This is a genomic window from Luteimonas dalianensis, from assembly GCF_049339425.1.
GTDB classification, from domain to species: domain Bacteria; phylum Pseudomonadota; class Gammaproteobacteria; order Xanthomonadales; family Xanthomonadaceae; genus Luteimonas; species Luteimonas dalianensis.
Genome location: NZ_JBMPPO010000007.1, coordinates 160,700 through 180,666, shown reverse-complemented (window position 1 = coordinate 180,666; position 19,967 = coordinate 160,700). Strand labels below are relative to the sequence as shown.

22 protein-coding genes, 1 tRNA gene and 1 pseudogene are annotated in these 19,967 nt (G+C 69.5%); 5 read left to right on the top strand and 19 right to left on the bottom strand.

The genetic code is table 11. The features are described 5' to 3' along the window. Positions 1-69 precede the first annotated feature (69 nt). The 4 genes from ACOZ90_RS11790 to ACOZ90_RS11775 all read right to left on the bottom strand — a co-directional run bounded on the left by ACOZ90_RS11790 (position 70) and on the right by ACOZ90_RS11775 (position 3,157). Positions 70-1,455 carry a pyridoxal-phosphate dependent enzyme gene (locus ACOZ90_RS11790; protein WP_422893844.1) on the bottom strand — a complete coding sequence of 462 codons (1,386 nt, stop codon included), beginning with the start codon at positions 1,453-1,455 and terminating at the stop codon, positions 70-72. A 115-nt stretch (positions 1,456-1,570) separates the two neighbouring features. Further along, complete coding sequence (locus ACOZ90_RS11785; protein ID WP_422893843.1) at positions 1,571-1,786, bottom strand: HP1242/YdcH family protein; 216 nt, start codon at positions 1,784-1,786, stop codon at positions 1,571-1,573. A 412-nt stretch (positions 1,787-2,198) separates the two neighbouring features. Further along, positions 2,199-2,795 (bottom strand): hypothetical protein, encoded by a 597-nt coding sequence (locus tag ACOZ90_RS11780; protein ID WP_422893842.1) that lies wholly within the window; start codon positions 2,793-2,795, stop codon positions 2,199-2,201. Positions 2,796-2,797: 2 nt separating this feature from the next. After that, a complete protein-coding gene (locus ACOZ90_RS11775) occupies positions 2,798-3,157 on the bottom strand; it encodes a DUF4398 domain-containing protein (protein WP_422893841.1) in 360 nt (119 codons plus the stop codon). A 113-nt stretch (positions 3,158-3,270) separates the two neighbouring features. Between ACOZ90_RS11775 and ACOZ90_RS11770 the strand changes: the two genes are divergently transcribed. Further along, positions 3,271-4,389: a PilT/PilU family type 4a pilus ATPase gene (locus ACOZ90_RS11770; protein ID WP_422893840.1), complete on the top strand. Its 1,119-nt coding sequence runs from the start codon at positions 3,271-3,273 to the stop codon at positions 4,387-4,389. 7 nt (positions 4,390-4,396) lie between these two features. Here ACOZ90_RS11770 and maiA read toward each other — a convergent pair whose 3' ends face one another. The 6 genes from maiA to rplM form a co-directional block, all read right to left on the bottom strand. Continuing rightward, positions 4,397-5,071: a maleylacetoacetate isomerase gene (gene maiA / locus ACOZ90_RS11765; protein WP_422893839.1), complete on the bottom strand. Its 675-nt coding sequence runs from the start codon at positions 5,069-5,071 to the stop codon at positions 4,397-4,399. 108 nt (positions 5,072-5,179) lie between these two features. After that, positions 5,180-6,169 (bottom strand): fumarylacetoacetate hydrolase family protein, encoded by a 990-nt coding sequence (locus ACOZ90_RS11760; RefSeq protein ID WP_422893838.1) that lies wholly within the window; start codon positions 6,167-6,169, stop codon positions 5,180-5,182. A 93-nt stretch (positions 6,170-6,262) separates the two neighbouring features. Further along, on the bottom strand, positions 6,263-6,994 hold the full coding sequence (locus ACOZ90_RS11755; RefSeq protein WP_422893837.1) for a 2OG-Fe dioxygenase family protein: 732 nt from the start codon (positions 6,992-6,994) through the stop codon (positions 6,263-6,265). A gap of 56 nt (positions 6,995-7,050) precedes the next feature. Further along, positions 7,051-7,125, bottom strand: a tRNA-Gln gene (locus ACOZ90_RS11750). A 78-nt stretch (positions 7,126-7,203) separates the two neighbouring features. Then, positions 7,204-7,596, bottom strand: coding sequence for a 30S ribosomal protein S9 (gene rpsI / locus ACOZ90_RS11745; RefSeq protein ID WP_422893836.1), 393 nt, complete (start codon positions 7,594-7,596; stop codon positions 7,204-7,206). Between the two features lie 2 nt (positions 7,597-7,598). Further along, positions 7,599-8,027, bottom strand: a complete 429-nt coding sequence (gene rplM, locus ACOZ90_RS11740; protein WP_422893835.1) for a 50S ribosomal protein L13 — start codon at positions 8,025-8,027, stop codon at positions 7,599-7,601. 155 nt (positions 8,028-8,182) lie between these two features. Here rplM and coq7 point away from each other — a divergent pair, with 155 nt between their 5' ends. Further along, positions 8,183-8,827, top strand: a complete 645-nt coding sequence (gene coq7 / locus ACOZ90_RS11735; RefSeq protein ID WP_422893834.1) for a 2-polyprenyl-3-methyl-6-methoxy-1,4-benzoquinone monooxygenase — start codon at positions 8,183-8,185, stop codon at positions 8,825-8,827. A 19-nt stretch (positions 8,828-8,846) separates the two neighbouring features. On the opposite strand, the gene speD is transcribed toward coq7, so the two are convergent. Next, positions 8,847-9,638, bottom strand: a complete 792-nt coding sequence (gene speD / locus ACOZ90_RS11730) for an adenosylmethionine decarboxylase (RefSeq protein WP_422893833.1) — start codon at positions 9,636-9,638, stop codon at positions 8,847-8,849. A gap of 193 nt (positions 9,639-9,831) precedes the next feature. Here speD and crp point away from each other — a divergent pair, with 193 nt between their 5' ends. After that, positions 9,832-10,464: a cAMP-activated global transcriptional regulator CRP gene (crp, locus tag ACOZ90_RS11725; protein ID WP_422893902.1), complete on the top strand. Its 633-nt coding sequence runs from the start codon at positions 9,832-9,834 to the stop codon at positions 10,462-10,464. A gap of 16 nt (positions 10,465-10,480) precedes the next feature. On the opposite strand, the gene ACOZ90_RS11720 is transcribed toward crp, so the two are convergent. From ACOZ90_RS11720 to ACOZ90_RS11705, 4 genes and pseudogenes are all read right to left on the bottom strand, one after another. Continuing rightward, complete coding sequence (locus ACOZ90_RS11720) at positions 10,481-11,239, bottom strand: haloacid dehalogenase-like hydrolase (RefSeq protein ID WP_422893901.1); 759 nt, start codon at positions 11,237-11,239, stop codon at positions 10,481-10,483. A gap of 162 nt (positions 11,240-11,401) precedes the next feature. After that, positions 11,402-12,187 (bottom strand): annotated as a pseudogene (gene trpC, locus ACOZ90_RS11715) (indole-3-glycerol phosphate synthase TrpC); the annotation flags it as partial. Then, a complete protein-coding gene (gene trpD / locus ACOZ90_RS11710; protein ID WP_422893832.1) occupies positions 12,184-13,218 on the bottom strand; it encodes an anthranilate phosphoribosyltransferase in 1,035 nt (344 codons plus the stop codon). The gene trpD and the pseudogene trpC, both read right to left, overlap by 4 nt. Before the next feature lie 125 nt (positions 13,219-13,343). Further along, positions 13,344-13,922 (bottom strand): anthranilate synthase component II, encoded by a 579-nt coding sequence (locus tag ACOZ90_RS11705; RefSeq protein WP_422893831.1) that lies wholly within the window; start codon positions 13,920-13,922, stop codon positions 13,344-13,346. 116 nt (positions 13,923-14,038) lie between these two features. Here ACOZ90_RS11705 and ACOZ90_RS11700 point away from each other — a divergent pair, with 116 nt between their 5' ends. Then, positions 14,039-15,385, top strand: a complete 1,347-nt coding sequence (locus ACOZ90_RS11700) for an NTP/NDP exchange transporter (RefSeq protein WP_422893830.1) — start codon at positions 14,039-14,041, stop codon at positions 15,383-15,385. An 87-nt stretch (positions 15,386-15,472) separates the two neighbouring features. Here ACOZ90_RS11700 and ACOZ90_RS11695 read toward each other — a convergent pair whose 3' ends face one another. From ACOZ90_RS11695 to ACOZ90_RS11680, 4 genes are all read right to left on the bottom strand, one after another. Continuing rightward, positions 15,473-16,189 carry a hypothetical protein gene (locus ACOZ90_RS11695; RefSeq protein WP_422893829.1) on the bottom strand — a complete coding sequence of 239 codons (717 nt, stop codon included), beginning with the start codon at positions 16,187-16,189 and terminating at the stop codon, positions 15,473-15,475. After that, positions 16,186-17,661: an anthranilate synthase component I gene (gene trpE, locus ACOZ90_RS11690; protein WP_422893828.1), complete on the bottom strand. Its 1,476-nt coding sequence runs from the start codon at positions 17,659-17,661 to the stop codon at positions 16,186-16,188. Before trpE ends, ACOZ90_RS11695 begins: the two co-directional genes overlap by 4 nt. A gap of 204 nt (positions 17,662-17,865) precedes the next feature. Then, entirely contained in the window at positions 17,866-18,549 is a 684-nt protein-coding gene (rpe, locus tag ACOZ90_RS11685; protein WP_422893827.1) for a ribulose-phosphate 3-epimerase, read from the bottom strand. A 54-nt stretch (positions 18,550-18,603) separates the two neighbouring features. Beyond that, on the bottom strand, positions 18,604-18,933 hold the full coding sequence (locus tag ACOZ90_RS11680; RefSeq protein ID WP_422893826.1) for a J domain-containing protein: 330 nt from the start codon (positions 18,931-18,933) through the stop codon (positions 18,604-18,606). Positions 18,934-19,033: 100 nt separating this feature from the next. On the opposite strand from ACOZ90_RS11680, the gene ACOZ90_RS11675 reads away from it, so the two are divergent. Continuing rightward, complete coding sequence (locus ACOZ90_RS11675; protein WP_422893825.1) at positions 19,034-19,966, top strand: phosphoribosylaminoimidazolesuccinocarboxamide synthase; 933 nt, start codon at positions 19,034-19,036, stop codon at positions 19,964-19,966. The last annotated feature ends 1 nt before the right edge of the window (position 19,967 follow it).

The window sequence follows — 19,967 nt, the reverse complement described above, 5'->3', positions numbered from 1 at the left end:
ACCATCGGGCCCGACCCGGGCCGTCCGCGCAGCGCGGCCGTTCAGGTACGGAAAATGTGGGGGCTGCGGTTATGGCACGCGGCGGCGGAGGTAGTTGAGCAGGTCAATCCGCGTAATCAGCCCCAGGAACTTCTCACCGCCCCCCTCCGTCACGATCGCCACCTGCCCGCGGTCGAACACCGGCAGCAGGGCCTCGACCGGGGATTTCACGTCCAGCACGTCCAGCTTGCTGGTCATGGCGGTGGACACCGGGTCGGTGAAACGCTCCTCGTCCCCGTACACGTGCAGCAGCACGTCGGATTCGTCGAGGATACCGACGATGCGCTCGCCCTCCATCACCGGCAGCTGCGAGATCTCGTACAGCTTCATGCGCTGGTAGGCCATCACCAGCTTGTCGGTGGGGGCCAGCACCACGGTGTCCTTCTGGCTGTAGGGGCGGAGGATGAGGTCGCGCAGGTCGCCGTGCTGCTGGCGCTCGAAGAAGCCGTTGTCGAGCATCCAGTAGTCGTTGTAGAGCTTGGAGAGGTACTTGTTGCCGGTGTCGGGCACGAAGACGAGGATCTTCTTCGGCTCCGTCTGCTCGCGGCACCAGCGCAGGGCGGCGGCCAGCAGGGTGCCGGTGGAGGAGCCGCCGAGCACGCCTTCCTTGGCCAGCAGTTCGCGGGCGGTGAAGAAGCTTTCCTGGTCGGGGATCGAGTACGCCCGGGCCACGCGCGAGAAGTCGGAGATCACCGGCGGCTTGGAGCTTTCGCCGATGCCCTCCACCAGCCAGCTCCCGGCCGGGCCCTCGGTGGTGCCGCGGGTGGCGTATTCGGCCAGGATCGAGCCCTGCGGGTCGGCCAGGATCAGTTCCACGCCGGGGGCGTGTTCGGCAAAGCAGCGGGACAGCCCGGTGACGGTGCCCGAACTGCCCGAGCCCACCACCACGGCGTCCACGCCGCCCACCTCATTCATCTGGCGCAGGATCTCCGGGCCGGTGCCCTGCTCGTGGGCGTCGGCGTTGTCGCGGTTGCCGAACTGGTTGACGAAGTAGCCGCCCTCGGTCTCCGCGGCGATGCTGGCGGCCAGGTCCTGGTAGTGCTCGGGGTGGCCCTTGGGCACGTCCGAGCGGGTCAGCACCACCTCGGCGCCCATGGCCTTGAGGTTGAAGATCTTCTCCCGGCTCATCTTGTCCGGGATCACCAGGATCAGCTTGTAGCCCTTCTGCTGGGCCACCAGGGCCAGGCCGATGCCGGTGTTGCCGGCGGTGCCCTCCACCAGGGTGGCGCCGGGCCTGATGTCGCCGCGGCGCTCGGCCGCGTCGATCATGTGCAGGGCGATGCGGTCCTTGATCGAACCGCCGGGGTTCTGGCTTTCGAGCTTGAGGTAGAGCTCGCAGGGGCCGGCGTCGAGGTGCCGGGCGCGAACCACCGGGGTGTCGGCGATGAGGTCGAGGACGGAGTCGTGGATGGGCATGGCGGGCCGGGGCGTTGAGATGACGCCGGATTATCGCATCGCCGATGCCCTGCCGCGGGCGGCGGCGGCAGACGAGGAAGCCGCCGCCGCCCGCAGGTGCGCGGACGCGGCTGCGTCAGTGCTCCAGGGTGGCGTACATCCTGGTCAGGCGATCCTTGGCGGCGAGCTTTTCGCGCTTCATCTGGCTCAGGGTGGTGTCATCCATCGGCAGCACCCCGAGTTCGGCGTCCATCACCTTCTTGTCCAGCTCCTTGTGCTGGTAGTACAGGCGGCGGAACTCGGGGTTGGACTGCATGACGTCTTCAAGCTGCGACTGTTGCCCTTCGAACATGAAAACCTCCTTCGGGTCGTGAAATGCAAACGCCCCGGCCTGCGAAGGCACGGGGCGCTGGGGGAGGGAACGTGTTGGCGCGGGCCGCGGATGAACTCGGTGTAGGCCGCCCCTGCCTGAACACCACCGCGGAACCGATTTCCGGCGGCGTGCTCTTCGGGGTGGCTTGCCTGGATCATCGTCATCGGCCCTCGGCGGGCGGCGCGACTGGACAAATTTGCGCCGCCTGCAGATCGACCCTACTCCTCCCGATTCGGGGGGGCAAGGGTCTGGAGCACAGTCGCATGACGGCGCGGTTACGGAGGAAGCTGAATGCGACGAACGGGCTGACAATGCGCGTCAGGTGGCTTGCGGCGCGCTCGCGGCGGGCGCGGCAAATCGTTGAAATTAATGAATATTTAGCGAATGCGGATCAATCGTCGTCGTCTTCCAGGCTGCGCAGCAGCTCGGCCTCGCGGCGCTCCAGTTCAGCCTGGCGGGCGCGGGCGGCGCGCAGTTTGGCGGCCTGGTCGCTGGCGACGCCTTCCAGCACGCCTTCCACTTCCTGGCGGGCGCCGTGCTCGGCTTCGGCGGCCAGGCGCAGGCGCTCGGCTTCCTCGGCCTGGATCTGGGCCTGCACCCGCAGCCGCTCGGCCTCGGCGCGGGCGCGCACGGCCTCCTGGCGGCTGGCCTCGACCATCAGGTCGGAGCGGTCGCGGTCGAGCTGGTCGATCTCGCGGCGGATGGTTTCGGTGTTGACGGCGATCTCGGCCGTTTCCACCCGCCAGCGGGCCACCTGCAGGTAGGCGTCGCGCTGGTTGGAGCGGGCGGCCTGGAGGGCCTCCAGGGCCTGGCGGGCCTGCAGGCGCTCGAAGTTGGCCAGGCTGCTGCGGGCCGGGTCGGCGTCGATGGCCGTCAGGCGCCGGGACAGGGCGTCCGCCTCGGTGTCCCCGCTGTCCTGCTGCTGCGCCAGCGCGGGCGCGCCCACGGCGGCCAGGGCCAGGCCGATGGCGAGTGCGGCGTGCTTCATGCTCATGGCTCCATCCCCAGCTGTTCGCGCAGGCGCGAGACCTGGGCCCGGCGCTGGGCGAGTTCGGCGTTGGCCACCGCCTCGCGGCTGCGGGCGCGGGCCAGGTCGGCGGCGGCGGCGGCGGCCACCGCCGCGGTGCGGGCATCGCGGGAATTGCCCGTGCCCATCAGCGACTGGGCCTGGGACAGCAGCCCGCGGGCCCTGTCCAGGTCGGCGCTGGCGTACTGCTCGGCATCGGCGTCCGAGGCGCGGGCCACCGCCTGCTGGGCGGCCGACAGCTCGGCGGTCGGCGGCGGGGCGCTGGCGCAGGCTGTGAGCGCCAGCACGATACCCAGCACCGGTACCTGCAGGATCCTTCGCAATTGTGCAATGCTAGCGTGCATTGGCGGCCGCATACTCTGGGGAACAGGCGGTCATTGTCCGCAGCGGGGCCCCGGATCGCAACGACCGGGGGCGCATACAAGGGGGTTCGTTCATGGACATCGGCTATTTCCTGAAGCTGATGACGGAAAAAAACGCGTCGGACATGTTCCTGACGACGGGCGCCCCGGTGCACATCAAGGTCGAGGGCAAGCTCCATCCGCTCGGCAATACCGGGCTGCCGCCGGGCATGGTCAAGAAGATCGCCTATTCACTCATGGACGAGGGCCAGGTGCCGGTGTTCGAGCGCGACCTGGAGCTGAACATGGCGCTGTCGCTGCAGGACTCGGGGCGCTTCCGCGTCAACGTGTTCAAGCAGCGCGGCGAGATCGGCATGGTGATCCGCTCGATCCGCAGCGTGATCCCCTCGATCGAGGAGCTGCAGCTGCCGCAGGTGCTCAAGGACATCATCATGGCCCCGCGCGGGCTGGTGCTGATCGTCGGCTCCACCGGGTCGGGCAAGTCGACTACGCTGGCCTCGATGATCGACTACCGCAACTCCAACGTCTCCGGCCACATCCTCACCATCGAGGATCCGATCGAATACCTGCACAAGCACAAGAAGTCGATCGTGAACCAGCGCGAGGTCGGCCTGGACACCCACACCTTCCACAACGCGCTCAAGAACGCGATGCGCGAGGCGCCGGACGTGATCCTGATCGGCGAGATCCTGGACGCCGAGACCATGGAGGCGGCGATCGCCTTCGCCGAGACCGGCCACATCTGCCTGGCCACCCTGCACTCCAACAACGCCGACCAGACCATCGAGCGCATCCTCAACTTCTTCCCAGAGGCCGCGCACAAGAACGTGCTGATGAACCTGGCCCTGAACCTGAAGTCGGTGATCAGCCAGCGCCTGGTGGTGGACAAGGACGGGCGCCGGATGCCGGCCACCGAGGTGCTGATCAACACCCCGATGATCCGCGACCTGCTTCGGCGCGGGAACGTGCACGAGATCAAGCAGGCGATGGAGGAGTCGCTGGAGGAAGGCATGGAGAGCTTCGACCAGTGCCTGTTCCGGCTCTACAAGGAAGGCCGGATCGAGCGCGAGGAGGCGCTGAAGGCGGCCGATTCACGCGACGGCCTGGCGCTCAAGTTCCGCCTGTCCGAAGGCGGCGACGTGCACGATCCCTACGCGGACGTGTTCAGCCCCGGCGACGCCGAGCAGTCGTAGGCGCGCCCTACCCGCCGGCCTGGCGGTCGGGGGCGTCGGGCTGATTCCCGGGGTGGGCGGCCTCGAAGGCGGGGTGCGCCAGGCAGGCGGCCTCGATCCGGCCGATGGTGGGGTACGGCGCCAGATCCACGCCGAACCGGCGTGCGTTGTACAGCTGCGGCACCAGACAGCAGTCGGCCAGGCTCGGAAGATCGCCCTCGCAGAATGTCCCGGTCGAGGGGTGGTCGGCCAGCAGCGCTTCGAACGCGCGGAAACCTTCCACCATCCAGTGCCGCATCCACACGTCGCGCTCGGGCTGGGGCACATTCCACTCGTGCTCGAAGAAACGCATCACCCGCAGGTTGTTGAGCGGATGGATGTCGCAGGCCACCACCTGGGCCAGCGCGCGCACGCGCTGGCGGCCGCGCGCGGTGGCCGGCAGCAGCGGCGGTTCGGGCCACACCTCGTCCAGGTATTCCAGGATCGACAGCGACTGGCGCATCCGCCGCTGGCCGTGCACGAGCATGGGCACCAGCTGCTGCGGATTGGCGGCGGCGTAGTCGGGGGCGTGCTGCTCGCCGCCGTTGCGCACCAGGTGCACCGGCACCGTGTCGTAGTGCAGGCCCTTGAGTGCCAGGCCGATGCGCACGCGATAGGCGGCGCTTGAGCGCCAGTACGAGTAAAGCGTGAGCCGCTCCGACATCTCCCCTCCCCCTTTTCGCGCAGTCCCGCGCGCACCGTTCAGCTTACCCGCGCCGGCGGGCCCGGGCACGACCGCCGGTCGCGGGCCCGGGGCCGTTCGGGCCGGGACTCAGGACTGGGCCAGGCGTTCGATCCGCTGCTCAATGGCGCCGAAGATCGACTTGCCGCCGGCATCGAACATCTCGATGCGCACCGTGTCGCCGAACGACATGAACGGCGTGCGCGGCTTGCCGTGCTCCAGCGCCTCCACGGTGCGCTTTTCGGCGAAGCACGAGGCGCCCTTGCCGGTGTCCTCGTTGGCAATGGTGCCCGAGCCGACGATGGTGCCGGCCGACAGCGGCCGGGTCTTGGCCGCGTGGGCGACCAGCTGGGAGAAGTCGAACTGCATGTCCACGCCCGCCTCCGGGGCGCCGAACCATTCGCCGTTGACGTGGGTGACCAGCGGCAGGTGCAGCTTGTTGCCGCGCCAGGCATCGCCCAGCTCGTCGGGGGTGACGAACACCGGGCTGAGCGCCGAGCGCGGCTTGGACTGCAGGAAGCCGAAGCCCTTGGCCAGCTCGCCGGGAATCAGGTTGCGCAGCGAAACGTCGTTGACCAGACCCACGAGCTGGATGTGGCCGGCGGCCTGCCCGGGCGTGACGGCCATGGGCAGGTCGTCGGTGATGACGACGATCTCGGCTTCCAGGTCGATGCCGTATTCCTCGCTGGGCACCACCACCGGATCGCGCGGGCCCAGGAAGCCGGCGCTGGTGGCCTGGTACATCAGCGGGTCGGTGTAGAAGCTCTCGGGCACCTCGGCGCCGCGGGCGCGGCGCACGCGCTCCACGTGCGGCAGGTAGGCGCTGCCGTCGAGGAACTCGTAGGCGCGCGGCAGCGGCGAGGCCAGCTCGCGCATGTCCAGCTCGAACGCGCCCTCCGCCTCGCCCGCCTCCAGCGCCCTGGCCAGCGCGTTGAGCCGCGGCGCGGCGTTCGACCAGTCTTCAAGCGCCTGCTGCATGGTCGGCGCGATGGCGTCGGCGCGCACCGCGCGGGTGAGGTCGCGCGAGACCACGACCAGGGTGCCGTCGCGGCCCCCTTCCTTCAGTGAACCCAGCTTCATCGGAACTCCATTGCAACCGTGCAAAGCCCCATTGTACGTAGGAGCGCGCATGGCGCGCTCCTACAGCGGGGTCGGTTGGTCGGATGGGGGGCGTCAGTCGCCCAGGAAGCCTTCGGCGCGCCAGGTCAGCACCAGGGTGTCGCGGTGGCCGTGGCCGGCGACGGGCTGGATGGGGGTGGATTCGTGGATCACGCGGGCATCGTCGAGCAGCAGCAGGCTCCACGGCTCGCACAGGGTGAAACGCTGGCCGTCGGGGCCGTCGGCCTGGAAGACGCGGGTTTCGCCGCCCTTGATCGCCTCGCGGCCCACCATCAGCACGGCCACGTAATCCACCCCGTCGCGGTGCGCGCCCTCGGGGGTGGGCCGGCCGATGCCGTCGGCAGTGTCGATGCGGAACTGGTGCACCTCCACGTGCCAGGTCCGCGCCGGCCGCAGCGCCGTGCACAGCCCGGTGATGCCGCGCAGCAGCCCGGCCCAGGCCGGAAGCGCGACGACCTGGGGCTCGACCGGCTCGAACCAGCGGCGCATGCCGCCGTGCAGGGCGTTGTAGTCGCGCGGCTGGAAGTGGGCGCGGTGCGGCGCCTGTTCGATCCGGTCGCCGTCGATGACGAAGCACGAATGGCGCCGGCGCCGGTAGCGGCCGCCGTCGCGCAGGTAGGTATCCGGCGGCAGCCGATCCCAGCTTTCGCGCAGCGCGTCCAGGGCGTCCGGCGGGCAGCCGGCCAGCGCGGCGACATCGGCAGCCCCCAGCACGGCAAAGCCCTGCGCACGCATCGTGGCAAGCAGGTCGTCGGCGGCAACGGTGGGTGCGGGAAAGTGGGCCATCGGCAAATTCTACGCAAACGAAAAGACCCGCCGGGAGGCGGGTCTTTTCGGCTGTATGGCAGCCCCGGATGGATTCGAACCACCGAATGCCTGAGTCAGAGTCAGGTGCCTTACCACTTGGCGACGGGGCTATGGAGCAAATTGTAACGCCGTCGGCGCCGGTTGTCCGCAGCTTCGTGAACCTGCGGAAAACCGGGCCGTGAAGCGGCTTAGCGCTTGGAGAACTGGGTGGCGCGGCGTGCCTTGTGCAAGCCCACCTTCTTGCGCTCGACCTCGCGCGCGTCGCGGGTCATGAACCCGGCCCGGCGCAGTTCGGCCTTCAGCGAATCGTCGTAGTCCACCAGCGCGCGGGCGATGCCCAGGCGGATGGCACCGGCCTGGCCGGTGGTGCCGCCGCCCGAAGCGGTGACGGTGATGTCGAACTTGTCGGTGTTCTGGGTCAGTTCCAGCGGCTGGCGCACGATCATGCGCGCGGTCTCGCGGCCGAAGAACTCGTCCAGCGGACGACCGTTGACGTTGATGGTGCCGCTGCCCTTGCGGATGAAGACGCGAGCGACGGAAGACTTGCGACGGCCGGTGCCGTAGTTGTGCGTGGTCGACATGATCAGATATCCAGGACTTGCGGCTGCTGGGCGGCGTGCGGGTGCTCGGGGCCGGCGTAGACCTTGAGCTTGCGGTACATGGCGCGTCCGAGCGGATTCTTGGGCAGCATGCCCTTGACCGCGATCTCGATCACGCGCTCCGGGTGGCGCTCCAGCGCCTGGCCCAGGGACTCGGTCTTGAGGTTGCCGATGTAGCCGGTGAAGCGGTGGTACTTCTTGTCGGCCAGCTTGTTGCCGGTGACGGCCACCTTCTCCGCGTTGACCACGACGATGTAGTCGCCGGTGTCCACGTGCGGGGTGTAGACGGGCTTGTGCTTGCCGCGCAGGCGGCGGGCGATCTCGCTGCTGAGACGGCCGAGCGTCTTGCCGTCGGCATCGACCACGTACCAGTCACGCTGTACGGTTTCGGCCTTGGCGCTGAAAGTCTTCATGAAGGGAACTCGATTCGGTTGAATGGTCGGGCTGGTTGCGCCAGCGGAGCCGGCGGAACTTCACCACGCGTTGTGTGCGTTCTGGACATGGAACGTGAACGCAAGAGGCGGAATGATACAGTCCCGCCCTGTCCGCCGCAAGTTGCCAGTCCGCCATGACCGCCACCCGCCGCCTGAGCCCCTTTGATCACTTCCTCGCCCGCTCCCAGCACGCCATGGAGACGGTGTTCGGCCGCCCCGCCGCCGAGCGGCCCAACCCGGCCGGGGACGAGGCCGAAATGGAGCTGGATGCGGACGAGCGCCGCCACGCCGCCGGCCTGATGCGGATCAACCACGTCGGCGAGATCTGCGCCCAGGCCCTGTACGTGGGCCAGGCCGCCGTCGCACGCGACGCGGAGACGCGGGCGCACCTGCTGGAGGCCGCCCAGGAGGAAACCGACCACCTGGCCTGGTGCGCCGACCGGCTCCAGGAACTGGACGACCGCCCCAGCCTGCTCAACCCGCTGTGGTACGCCGGCAGCTACGCGATCGGCGTGGCCGCGGGCCTGCGCGGGGACGGCTGGAACCTGGGCTTCGTGGTGGAGACCGAGCGCCAGGTGGAAGCCCACCTGGAAGAGCACCTGGACACCCTGCCCGCCGCCGACCTGCGCAGCCGCAGGATCCTGCAGCAGATGAAGCTGGACGAGGCCCGCCACGCCGACAACGCCGAGGCCGCCGGCGCGAAGGTGCTGCCGCAGCCGATCCCGGCGGTGATGTCGCTGGCCTCGAAGGTCATGAAGACCGTCGCCTACCGGATCTGACCAAAAGCGGGGGGCCTGGTCAGTCGACCAGGTTGCGCCCGTGGTAGAGCTCCTCGATCTCGCGCTTGAGCCGCGCCTCGACCTTCATGCGCTCCTTGAACGACAGGTTGCGCGCCTTCTCCTCGAACAGGTACTGGTCCAGGTCGAAGTCCTTCAGGTGCATCTTGGTGTGGAAGATGTTTTCCTGATAGACGTTCACGTCCAGCATCTCGTACCGCGCCTTGATGTTGCGGTGCAGGTAGTCCTGGATCGAATTGATCTTGTGGTCGATGTAGTGCTTCTTGCCCTTCACGTCGCGGGTGAAGCCGCGCACCCGGTAGTCCATCACCACGATGTCCGACTCCAGGCTCTCGATCAGGTAGTTGAGCGCCTTGAGCGGTGAAATCACCCCGCAGGTGGCCACGTCGATGTCGGCGCGGAAGGTGGCGATGCCGTTGTCCGGGTGGGTCTCCGGATAGGTGTGCACGGTGATGTGCGACTTGTCCATGTGCGCGACCACCGCGTCGGAGATCACGCCCTTGGCGTCGCGCTTGTCGACCACCGGCTCCTCGGAAATGAGGATCGTCACCGACGCGCCCTGCGGATCGTAGTCCTGGCGCGCGATGTTGAGGATGTTGGCACCGATGATCTCGGCCACGTCCGTCAGGATCTGCGTGAGCCGGTCGGCGTTGTAGACCTCATCGATGTATTCGATGTAACGCTGCCGCTCGTCTTCGCTCCTGGCGAAGCAGACGTCGTAGATGTTGAAGGACAGGGCCTTGGTGAGGTTGTTGAAGCCCTGCAGCTTCAGGCGGGGCAGAGGTTTGACCACTTCGGTGCGGCTCCGGGATCGGGCAGGCGAAAGGCGAATTATGCGGCAAACGGCGTGCTGTTCGCGAGAAGGGTTTGCTCACCGGGGCGGTACGCCCTACTCTCCCTGCTCCCCCGATCCTGTTCAGGCTTCCAATCAAGAGGCTGTCGTGATCCTGCCCCCTACGCCCTACCAACGTCCCACCCATCCCCTGATGCCGTCGCCGGCGACGATCGAGCGCTTCCTGGCGCACTGTCACCGTCGGCGCTATCCACCGCGCACCGACATCTTCCGCCCGGGCGATCCGGCCGGAACGATGTACTACGTGATCAGCGGCTCGGTCACGATCATCACCGAGGAGGATGACGACCGTGAGCTGGTGCTGGGCTACTTCGGCGCCGGCGAGTTCGTGGGCGAAATGGGGCTGTTCATCCAGTCCGACACGCGCGCGGTGATCCTGCGCACCCGCACCCAGTGCGAACTGGCCGAGATCAGCTACGAACGCCTGCAGTCGCTGTTCGAGGGCTCACTGGCCAACGACTCCACCCAGCTGCTGTACGCGATCGGTGCGCAGATCTCCCGGCGCCTGCTCGACACCAGCCGCAAGGCCGGGCGCCTGGCGTTCCTGGACGTGACCGACCGCATCACCCGCACCCTGCACGACCTGTGCCACGAGCCGGAGGCGATGAGCCACCCGCAGGGCACCCAGCTGCGGATCTCGCGGCAGGAACTGGCGCGCATCGTCGGCTGCTCGCGCGAGATGGCCGGCCGTGTGCTCAAGAAGCTGCAGGAAGACGGCAAGCTGCACGCCCGCGGCAAGACCATCGTCCTGTACGGCACGCGCTGAGGCGCGCCGGGCCCTGTTAGCCGTCCGTCCGTTCCGGAGGGGCAGCGGCAGGCGGCTCCCCGCCGCGATCCCGGCAGCCCCAGTTGAGGATCGGGGTGTCCCTGCCCAGCACCCGGCGGAACATGTCGATGCGGCCGGGCTTGGGATTCACCACGACGGGATCTTTCGCCGCCTTCAGCAGCGGCAGGTCGGCGCTGGAATCGGAATAGGCGATGTCGATGTCGTGGTAGCCGGCCTCGCGCAGCATGCGCATCTTCTCTTCGGCGTGGCAGTGGCGGGTGGCGACCACGGCGCCCAGCCGCGGCCCGATCGCGGTCCCGATCACCGGCACCTGCTCGTGGGCCACGAAGGCCAGGATCGCCCGCGCCAGCTCCGGCGGCGCGCCGGTGGCGACCACCACCCGGTCACCGGCATCCAGGTGCTGCTGCAGCACGCCCAGCGCGTGCGGCAGCAGGCGCTTGCCGATGGCTTCGCGGTCGGCCGCCACGTACATGTCGGTGAGCACGTCCACGGTGCTGCTGCGATGCAGGCCGACGGTGCCGATCCAGACGAAGCCTGAAATCCCGAACCGCCGCGTGGGCAGGAACGCGACCAGCGGTCCGAACACCGGCGCGGCCAGCAGCGCCAGCGCGGTGCGCCACCAGCTGCGGCGGATCAGCCAGGCAAACAGGTGGCTGCCCGAGTCGCCGTCGTAAAGGGTGTGGTCGAAGTCGAACACGACCAGCTTCGGATCCGCGGCCGCGGCGACGTCCTCCGGCGCCGGCTCCCTGAGCAGCTGGGCCACGGTCGGCGCAGCCGCCGGATCGGCGGTGCCGGAAGCCGTGCCGCCCCCCGGCGCGGGTGAAGCGCCGGCCGCCGGCGCCGTCACGCCCGCCGGCGCCGTCACGCCCGCAGGCTCCGCCCCCTCGCCGGCCCCGGCCCGGGCGGCGGCGGGCGTAAAGAACAGCCGCCGCAGCGCCTGGCCCGGCTCCGGCTCGCGCATGAACGCCTCGCCGACCAGGAAGGCGTGGACATCGGCTGCGCGCATGCGCTCCACGTCGGCGCGGGTGTGGATGCCGCTTTCGGTGACCAGCCGGCGGTCGCCGGGCACCACGTCGCGCAGCGCCAGGGTGGTGTCGAGCGAGACCTCGAAGCTGCGCAGGCTGCGGTTGTTGATACCCAGCAGCGGCGCCGGCACCTGGATGGCGCGCTCCAGCTCGTCGGCATCGTGCACTTCCACCAGCACGTCCATGCCCAGGTCCAGCGCCAGCCCGGACAGGTCGGCCAGCCGGCCGTCGTCCAGGGCGGCCACGATCAGCAGCACGCAGTCCGCGCCCAGTACCCGGGCCTCGTAGACCTGGTACGGGTCGATGATGAAATCCTTGCGCAGCACCGGCAGCGCGCAGCTGGCACGCGCGGCCACCAGGTATTCGTCGGCGCCCTGGAAGAAGTCGCGGTCGGTGAGCACCGACAGGCAGGCGGCACCGCCCTGCTCGTAGCTGCGGGCGATTTCGGCCGGCTCGAAACCGGGCCGGATCACGCCTTTGGACGGACTGGCCTTCTTGATCTCGGCGATCACCGCCGGATCACCGGCGGCGATCCTCCTTTCGATCGCGGCGGCGAAGCCGCGCACCGGCGGGCCGGAGGCGGCGCGCGCGGCCAGGTCGGCCAGGGTCATCAGCGCGCGGCGTTCGGCCACTTCCTCGCGCTTGCGGGCGAGGATCTTTTCGAGGATGTCGCTCATGCGGCTGCCAGGCGGTTGGTGACGGCGACGAACTGCTCCAGCCTGGCCCGCGCCGCGCCGCTGGCCATCGCCTCGCGCGCGCGCCCGATGCCATCGGCGATGTCGTCGGCCACGCCGGCCACGTACAGCGCGGCACCGGCGTTGAGGGCGACGATCTCGCGCGGCAGGCCCGGCTTGCCGTCGATGGCTTCGAGCACCATCGCCTTTGACTCGGCGGGGTTGTCGACCCTGAGGTTGCGGCTGGCGGCCATGGCGATGCCGAAGTCCTCCGGGTGCACCTCGTACTCGCGCACCTGGCCGTCGCGCAGCTCGCCGACCAGGGTGGCGGCGCCGAGCGAGATCTCGTCCATGCCGTCGCGGCCCCAGATCACCAGCGCGCGCTCGGCGCCCAGCTTCTGCAGCACCCGCACCTGGATGCCCACCAGGTCGGGGTGGAACACGCCCATCAGGATCGACGGCGCGCCGGCCGGATTGGTCAGCGGCCCGAGGATGTTGAACAGCGTGCGCACGCCCATTTCCCCGCGCACCGCGGCTACCTGCTTCATCGCCGGATGGTGGATGGGCGCGAACATGAAGCCGATGCCGGTCTCGTCGATGACCCGGGCCACCTGCGCGGGCTGCAGCTCGATCGCCGCGCCCAGCGCTTCGAAGGCGTCGGCGCTGCCGGACTTGGACGACACGCTGCGGTTGCCGTGCTTGGCCACCCGCGCGCCGGCCGCGGCGGCCACGAACGCGGCCGCGGTGGAGATGTTGAAGGTGTGGGCGCCGTCGCCGCCGGTGCCGACGATGTCAACCAGGCGGCTGCGGTCGGCCACCTCCACGGTGCGGGAGAACTCGCGCATGGCCACTGCCGCACCGGCGATCTCGCCCACGGTTTCCTTCTTCACCCGCAGCCCGGACAGGATCGCCGCGGCCATCACCGGCGAGACCTGGCCGCCCATGATCTGGCGCATCAGGTCGACCATCTCGTCGTGGAAGATCTCGCGGTGCTCGATCGTGCGCTGCAGGGCTTCCTGGGGGGTGATGGGCATGGGCGGAGAACGGAACTTGTGGGCCGGCAAGGATAGCCCGTTTCCCGCCGCTGCCCACCGGTAGGAGCGCGCCATGCGCGCTCCTACCGGTGGGCAGGCCCGCAATGTCCGGGGGACAGGAGGCCTCAGCGCTCGAGAAAATTCTGAAGCAGGGCGTGGCCGTGTTCGGTGAGGATCGATTCGGGGTGGAACTGCACGCCCTCCACCGGGTGCTCGCGGTGGCGCAGGCCCATGATCTCCTCCACCCCGCCGTCCTCCAGCTCTGTCCAGGCGGTGACCTCCAGGCAGTCCGGCAGGCTTTCGCGCTCCACCACCAGCGAGTGGTAGCGGGTGGCGACGTAGCCGTCCGGCAGCCCCTGGAACACGCCCTGGCCGCGGTGCCGCACCGGCGAGGTCTTGCCGTGCATGATCCGCTTGGCCCGGATCACCCGGCCGCCGTAGGCCTGGCCGATCGCCTGGTGGCCCAGGCACACGCCCAGGATCGGTGTGGTCGCGCCCAGGCGCCCGATCACCTCCAGCGATACGCCCGCCTCGTTGGGCGTACACGGCCCCGGCGAGATCACGATCCTCTCCGGCCGCAGCCGCTGGATATCCTCCACCGTCAGCGCATCGTTGCGCTCCACCCGCACCTCGGCCCCCAGCGCCTGCAGGTACTGCACGAGGTTCCAGGTGAAGCTGTCGTAGTTATCGATCATCAGCAGCATGGCTGCGGCATCGTACGGACGAAAAAGGTGCGCAAGCTTAACAGCGCCACCCCGGTAGGAGCGCGCCATGCGGGGATGTCGGGGCATACTGGGAGCGTTCGAGCCAAGAACGCCGCATGTCCCAACCAGCCGACACCGGGCGTCAGGGCGCCCTCCAGGCCCTGCTCAACCTGCGCCGCGACGAGGTGCCGCCGGTGCTGCTGGCGGGACTGTTCTTTTTCTGCATCCTCACCGCGCTGATGCTGCTGCGGCCAGCGCGCGACGCGCTGGGAATGGAGAGCGGGATCGACGGGGTGCGCTGGCTGTTCATCGGCACGGCGGTGGTGACGCTGGCGGTGAACCCGGTGTTCGGCTGGCTGGTGAGCCGGTTCCGGCGGCTGCAGGCGATCGGGGCCACGTACGGCTTCTTCGCGCTGAGCCTGGCGGGATTCTGGGGGCTGCTGGTGTTCGCGCCCGGGGCGGTGGGCGAGCGCAGCGGGCAGGTGTTCTACGTGTGGTTCAGCGTGTTCAACCTGTTCGTGACCATGGTGTTCTGGGCGCTGATGGCCGACCGGTTCTCCAGCGACCAGGGCAAGCGCTTCTTCGCCCTGATCTCGGTGGGCGGCACGGCCGGGGCGATCTTCGGGCCGTGGCTGGCCGGTAGGCTGGCCGAGCCGCTGGGCACGCCGGCGCTGCTGCTGGTGGCGGCGGGGTTCCTGATGCTGGCGCTCGGCGTGGCCTGGCTGCTGGTGCGGATTGCGCCGGATCGGGCCGGCACCGCGCAGGCCGGCGGCACCGCCGGCAGCGACCGCGAGCGGATCGGCGGCAGCGCCTGGGCCGGATTCAAGGCGGTGTTCGCCTCGCGCTACCTGACCGCCATCGCCGGCTACGTGCTGCTGATGACGGTGGTGGCGACCTTCATCTACTTCACCCGCCTGCAGATGGTGGCCGCGGTGACCGACGACCTGGACACGCGCACGGCGATCTTCGGCAACATCGACATGTGGACCCAGATTGCGGTGCTGGTGCTGCAGCTCACCATGACCGGCAAGATCATCCGGCGCTTCGGCCTGGGGGTGGCGCTGGCGATCCTGCCGATCGCCACCGCGATCGGCTTCGTCGGCCTGGCGATCTACGGCTCGTTCGTGGTGCTGGTGCTGCTGGAGGCGGCCAACCGGGCGGTGCAGCGCGGCATCACCCGGCCGGCGCGCGAGGCGCTTTACACCGTGGTCAGCCGCGAGGACAAGTACAAGGCCAAGGCCTTCATCGACACCTTCGTCTACCGGGCCGGCGACGTGGTCGGCGCCCAGACCGAGGGCGCGCTCGGGCGGCTGGGGCTGGCGATGGGCGGGCTGGCGAGCGTGGTGGTGCCGCTGGCGCTGGTGTGGGCGATGCTGGCGGTCTGGCTTGGCCGGCAGCAGGGCCGCCTGGCCGAAGTTCCCCCGCAGGAGCCGGTGGCACCCACGGGGCGCGCTCCGGGGTGAGGACGGCTTGATCCATGTCACGGCGGCTCGGTCGTTCCGCCCGATCCGGAAATGGCGGTGGTGGCCGTGCAGCGGATCCGCTGAGCCTCAGCGGCTCCCCGGCCCCGCCTCCCCGGCCGCCGGCGGAAGCTCGATCAGGCACCAGTCCACGCCCTCCAGCCTGACCGGACGGTGGCCGTAGTCCGGCGCGGCCTGCACGTGGTGGATGCCGAACCGGGCCATGTCCGCCACGCTGAACGTCCACTCCCTGCACGCGCTCCCGGGCCGCTGGCCGTACACCGTCACCTGCTCGTCGACACCGAGCTTTTCATACAGCGCGCGCTGCTCCTCCTGCATGCGCCGGCCGTAGTCGCGAAATGCCCGCTTCAGGCTCCGCCGCTGCCACCAGCCCAGGGACTTGCCGTCCGGGCCGGTGACATCGGCCCCGTCCGTCTCCCACAGCCCGTCCTGGATCGCCGACCCGTGCCAGACCACCACCGCGTCGTCCCGGATCACCTTCCTGCGCCCGGCCGGGAACAGATAGTTGGCGCAGGACGACACGCATTTCTGCTCGACGTGCACGTCCAGCCCCCGGGCATGGATGGCCTCGCCCATCCGCATGGCGTCCTCGATCGACCCACCGTTGGAGTTCACCACCAGCACGGTGACATCGGGCGCGCCGGCAAGCCCGGTGAGGAAGCGCGCCGCGCCTTCCGCGGAAATGGTCCCCTCGTAGCGGATCACCTCGCCGTCCACGGCAACCACCTCCGGCGGCGGCCCGGCAACAGCTGCCTGCAGCGCAGCGGCCAGCAGCCAGCCGATCACAGGCCTTTTGCGGCCTGGGCGACGGCGCGGAACAGGGCGCGGCCCTTGTTCATGGTCTCGTCCCACTCCTTCCCGGGATCCGAGTCGTGGACGATGCCGGCGCCAGCCTGCACGTGCAGGCGGCCGTCCTGGATGACTACGGTGCGGATGGCGATGGCCATGTCGGCGTCACCGTCCCAGCCGATGTAGCCGATGCTGCCGGCGTAGACGTTGCGGCGAACCGGCTCCAGCTCGCGGATGATCTCCAGCGCGCGGATCTTGGGCGCCCCGCTCACCGTGCCGGCCGGGAACGTCGCCCGCAGCACGTCCGCGTAGCTCAGCCCGTCCTTCAGCCGCCCGGTGACCTCGCTGACGATGTGCATCACGTGGCTGTAGCGCTCGATCGCGAAGCGATCGCCCAGCTCCACGCTGCCCGCCTCCGACACCCGCCCCACGTCGTTGCGGCCCAGATCGATCAGCATCAGGTGCTCGGCCCGCTCCTTGGGATCGGCCAGCAGCTCCGCCTCCAGCGCCGCATCCTCTTCCGGCGTCTGCCCGCGCGGCCGGGTGCCGGCGATCGGCCGCACCGTGACCGTGCCGCCCTGCTGGCGCACCAGGATCTCCGGCGAGGAGCCCACCACCTGGGTGCCGCCAACGTCCAGGAAATACATGTAGGGCGACGGGTTGAGCGCCCGCAGCGCCCGGTACACGTCCACCGGCCGCGCGTTGAACGGCACCGACAGCCGCTGGCTCAGCACCACCTGGAACACATCCCCGGCGCGCACGTACTCCTGCGACTTCTCCACCGCCGCGATGAAGCCCTCGCGGGTGAACCCGGACACGAAATCGCCCTCGTCCAGCGCCGCCGGCTGCAGCGTCTCCGGGTAGCCCGCCCCCGCGTGCCGCAGCCGGTGCGCCAGCGCGTCCAGGCGCCGGTTCGCCCGCGCCCACGCCTGCGGCCGCGACGGATCCGCGTGCACGATCAGGTACAGGCGCCCCTTGAGGTTGTCGAAGACCGCAACCTCCTCCGACTCCATCAGCAGGATGTCCGGCGTGCCCAGTTCGTCCGGCAGCGGGGCGCGCGCCAGCCGCGGCTCGATGTAGTCCACGCACTCGAAGCCGAACCACCCCACCAGCCCGCCCGAAAACCCCGGCAGCCCCGGCAGCGCCGGCACCGAATGCGCGGCCCGCAGCCGCTCCACCTCCGCGAACGGATCGGCCACCTCGCGCGTCTGCACCACCTCGCCGTGCTCGATCACCGACAGCTCATGCCCGCGGAACGCAAACACCCGCGCCGCCGGCAGCCCGATGATCGAATAGCGCCCGAACCGCTCCCCGCCCTCGACCGACTCGAACAGGCAGGTGTAAGGCCCGTCGGCCAGCTTCAGGTACACCGACAGCGGCGTATCCAGATCCGACAGCACCTCGCGCACCACCGGGATGCGGGTGTGGCCGTCTGCGGCATGGCGGTCGAACTGTTCGCGCGTGATCATCGGTGCACTCTACCCATTCATCCTGGATGCGCGAAACGCAACCGTCCTGTCATCGCCGCGTCATCGGCCATCCCCAGCATGGAAGGCCATAACAGGGACGACTGGCGGAGGCAGGATCAGCCTCCAATCTATCTCCGAGGGCCGCGCCACAGGGCGCGGCCTTTTTTCTTGACTGCCCCGGAGCCGGGTGGCCGCAGCGCGAACCTACGCGCGCAGCTGCGTTGCCCGGGCCACCTCATCGCGCATCCGCGCAATCACTCCCCGGTAGTCCGGCTGGCCGAAGATCGCCGACCCGGCCACGAAGGTGTCCGCGCCCGCGGCCGCGATCGCGCCGATGTTGTCCGGCTTCACCCCGCCGTCGATCTCCAGCCGCACCGCGCGCCCGCTGGCGTCGATGCGCTCGCGCACCTTGCGCAGCTTGTCCAGCGCCGAGGGGATGAAGGCTTGGCCGCCGAAACCCGGGTTCACCGACATCAGCAGCACCAGGTCAAGCTCGTCCAGGACGTAGTCCAGCACCTCCACGGGCGTGGCCGGATTCAGCACCAGCCCGGGCTGGCAGCCCGTGGCGCGGATCAGCTGGATGGTGCGGTGCACGTGGCTGCTGGCCTCGGGATGGAAGCTGATCAGCGTCGCCCCGGCCTCGGCAAAGTCGCCGACGATGCGATCCACCGGCGACACCATCAGGTGCACGTCGATCGGCGCGGTCACCCCGTGCTTGCGCAGCGCCGAGCACACCAGCGGGCCGATGGTGAGGTTGGGCACGTAGTGGTTGTCCATCACGTCGAAATGAACCCAGTCCGCGCCCGCCGCCAGCACGCTGTCGACTTCCTCGCCCAGGCGGGCGAAATCGGCGGAGAGGATGGACGGGGCGATGACGGCTGGCTGCATGGCAATGGGCTCGGATTACAGGAAGTCTTGAATGTCGGCGACGGCCCGCGGCGTCTATCTGCGCCGGCGGCGGGTCTTGATCTGGTCGTAGGCGGCGTTGATCTCGCGCGCCCGCTTTTCCGCCTGCGCACGCAGCTCCGGCGCCGCGCCCGGCAGCCGATCCGGGTGGTACTGCGACATCAGCCGGCGGTAGGCCTGGTCGATCTCGGCATCGCTGGCGTCGGCGGCCACGCCCAGCACGTTGTAGGGCGCGCTCTTGCGCGGGAACAGCCAGTCCGCGTCGAAGGCATGCCCGATCAGCAGCCCGATCAGCCCCCCGAACGGATGGCGCAGCAGCAGCCAGCCGGCGATGAAGCCCAGCAGTTTCCCGTACCAGCGTTTCATGGGCGCATTGTAGGGCCTGCCCGCCCCCCGCGAACCCGGCGCTGACTCGCAGGCACGAATGGCACTAAACTGGCCGGCCCGCTGGCCACCGGCTTCGCACGTGCCGACGATCCTGACCACTGCTGACCTGCCGGGCCTGCCGCTGTTCCACCGCGGCAAGGTTCGCGACGTGTTCGACCTGGGGCGGCTGCCGCCGCCCGCCGAGGAAGCGCCCGATCCCGGCGAATGCCTGCTGATCGTGGCCACCGACCGGCTGTCCGCTTTCGACGTGGTGCTGCCCGACCCGATCCCCGGCAAGGGCGAGATGCTGTGCCAGATCAGCAACTTCTGGTTCCAGCGCACCCAGCACCTGATGCGCAACCACCTGACCGGGATCGAAGTCGCCACGGTGCTGCCCGAGGGCGTCGACCCGGCCCTGTACGCCAGGCGCTCGGTGGTGGCGCGCAAGCTGCGCCCGCTGCCGGTGGAGGCGATCGCCCGCGGCTACCTCATCGGCAGCGGCTGGAAGGACTACCGGCGCACCGGCCACGTCAGCGGCATCCGCCTGCCCGACGGCCTGCGCCAGGCCGAGCAGCTGGCCGAGCCGGTGTTCACACCCTCCAGCAAGGCCGCGCCGGGCGAGCACGACGAGAACATCGACTTCGACGCCATGGTGCATCGCATCGGCGGCGAGCTGGCCGAGCAGATCCGCGACGCCACCCTGCGCCTGTACCGCTTCGCCGCCGCCCACGCGGCCGAGCGCGGGATCCTGCTGGCCGACACCAAGTTCGAGTTCGGCACCGACGCCGACGGCCGCCTGTACGTGATGGACGAGATGCTGACCCCGGATTCGTCCCGCTACTGGCCGGCCGACGGGTACGAGGTCGGCACCAGCCCGCCCAGCTACGACAAGCAGATCGTGCGCGACTGGCTGGAAACACAGGACTGGGACAAGACCGCGCCCGGCCCGCGCCTGCCGCCGGAAGTAATCGAGCGCACCCGCGCCCGCTACGCCGAAGCGCTGCAGCTGCTGGCCGGCATCACCATCGACTGAG

Excerpts from the sequence above, each read along its gene's own strand:
- ACOZ90_RS11790 (WP_422893844.1), bottom strand. The coding sequence starts at position 1,455 with ATGCCCATCCACGACTCCGTCCTCGACCTCATCGCCGACACCCCGGTG.
- ACOZ90_RS11785 (WP_422893843.1), bottom strand. The coding sequence starts at position 1,786 with ATGTTCGAAGGGCAACAGTCGCAGCTTGAAGACGTCATGCAGTCCAAC.
- ACOZ90_RS11780 (WP_422893842.1), bottom strand. The coding sequence starts at position 2,795 with ATGAAGCACGCCGCACTCGCCATCGGCCTGGCCCTGGCCGCCGTGGGC.
- ACOZ90_RS11770 (WP_422893840.1), top strand. The coding sequence starts at position 3,271 with ATGGACATCGGCTATTTCCTGAAGCTGATGACGGAAAAAAACGCGTCG.
- maiA (WP_422893839.1), bottom strand. The coding sequence starts at position 5,071 with ATGTCGGAGCGGCTCACGCTTTACTCGTACTGGCGCTCAAGCGCCGCC.
- ACOZ90_RS11760 (WP_422893838.1), bottom strand. The coding sequence starts at position 6,169 with ATGAAGCTGGGTTCACTGAAGGAAGGGGGCCGCGACGGCACCCTGGTC.
- ACOZ90_RS11755 (WP_422893837.1), bottom strand. The coding sequence starts at position 6,994 with ATGGCCCACTTTCCCGCACCCACCGTTGCCGCCGACGACCTGCTTGCC.
- rpsI (WP_422893836.1), bottom strand. The coding sequence starts at position 7,596 with ATGTCGACCACGCACAACTACGGCACCGGCCGTCGCAAGTCTTCCGTC.
- rplM (WP_422893835.1), bottom strand. The coding sequence starts at position 8,027 with ATGAAGACTTTCAGCGCCAAGGCCGAAACCGTACAGCGTGACTGGTAC.
- coq7 (WP_422893834.1), top strand. The coding sequence starts at position 8,183 with ATGACCGCCACCCGCCGCCTGAGCCCCTTTGATCACTTCCTCGCCCGC.
- crp (WP_422893902.1), top strand. The coding sequence starts at position 9,832 with ATGCCGTCGCCGGCGACGATCGAGCGCTTCCTGGCGCACTGTCACCGT.
- trpD (WP_422893832.1), bottom strand. The coding sequence starts at position 13,218 with ATGCCCATCACCCCCCAGGAAGCCCTGCAGCGCACGATCGAGCACCGC.
- ACOZ90_RS11705 (WP_422893831.1), bottom strand. The coding sequence starts at position 13,922 with ATGCTGCTGATGATCGATAACTACGACAGCTTCACCTGGAACCTCGTG.
- ACOZ90_RS11700 (WP_422893830.1), top strand. The coding sequence starts at position 14,039 with ATGTCCCAACCAGCCGACACCGGGCGTCAGGGCGCCCTCCAGGCCCTG.
- trpE (WP_422893828.1), bottom strand. The coding sequence starts at position 17,661 with ATGATCACGCGCGAACAGTTCGACCGCCATGCCGCAGACGGCCACACC.
- rpe (WP_422893827.1), bottom strand. The coding sequence starts at position 18,549 with ATGCAGCCAGCCGTCATCGCCCCGTCCATCCTCTCCGCCGATTTCGCC.
- ACOZ90_RS11680 (WP_422893826.1), bottom strand. The coding sequence starts at position 18,933 with ATGAAACGCTGGTACGGGAAACTGCTGGGCTTCATCGCCGGCTGGCTG.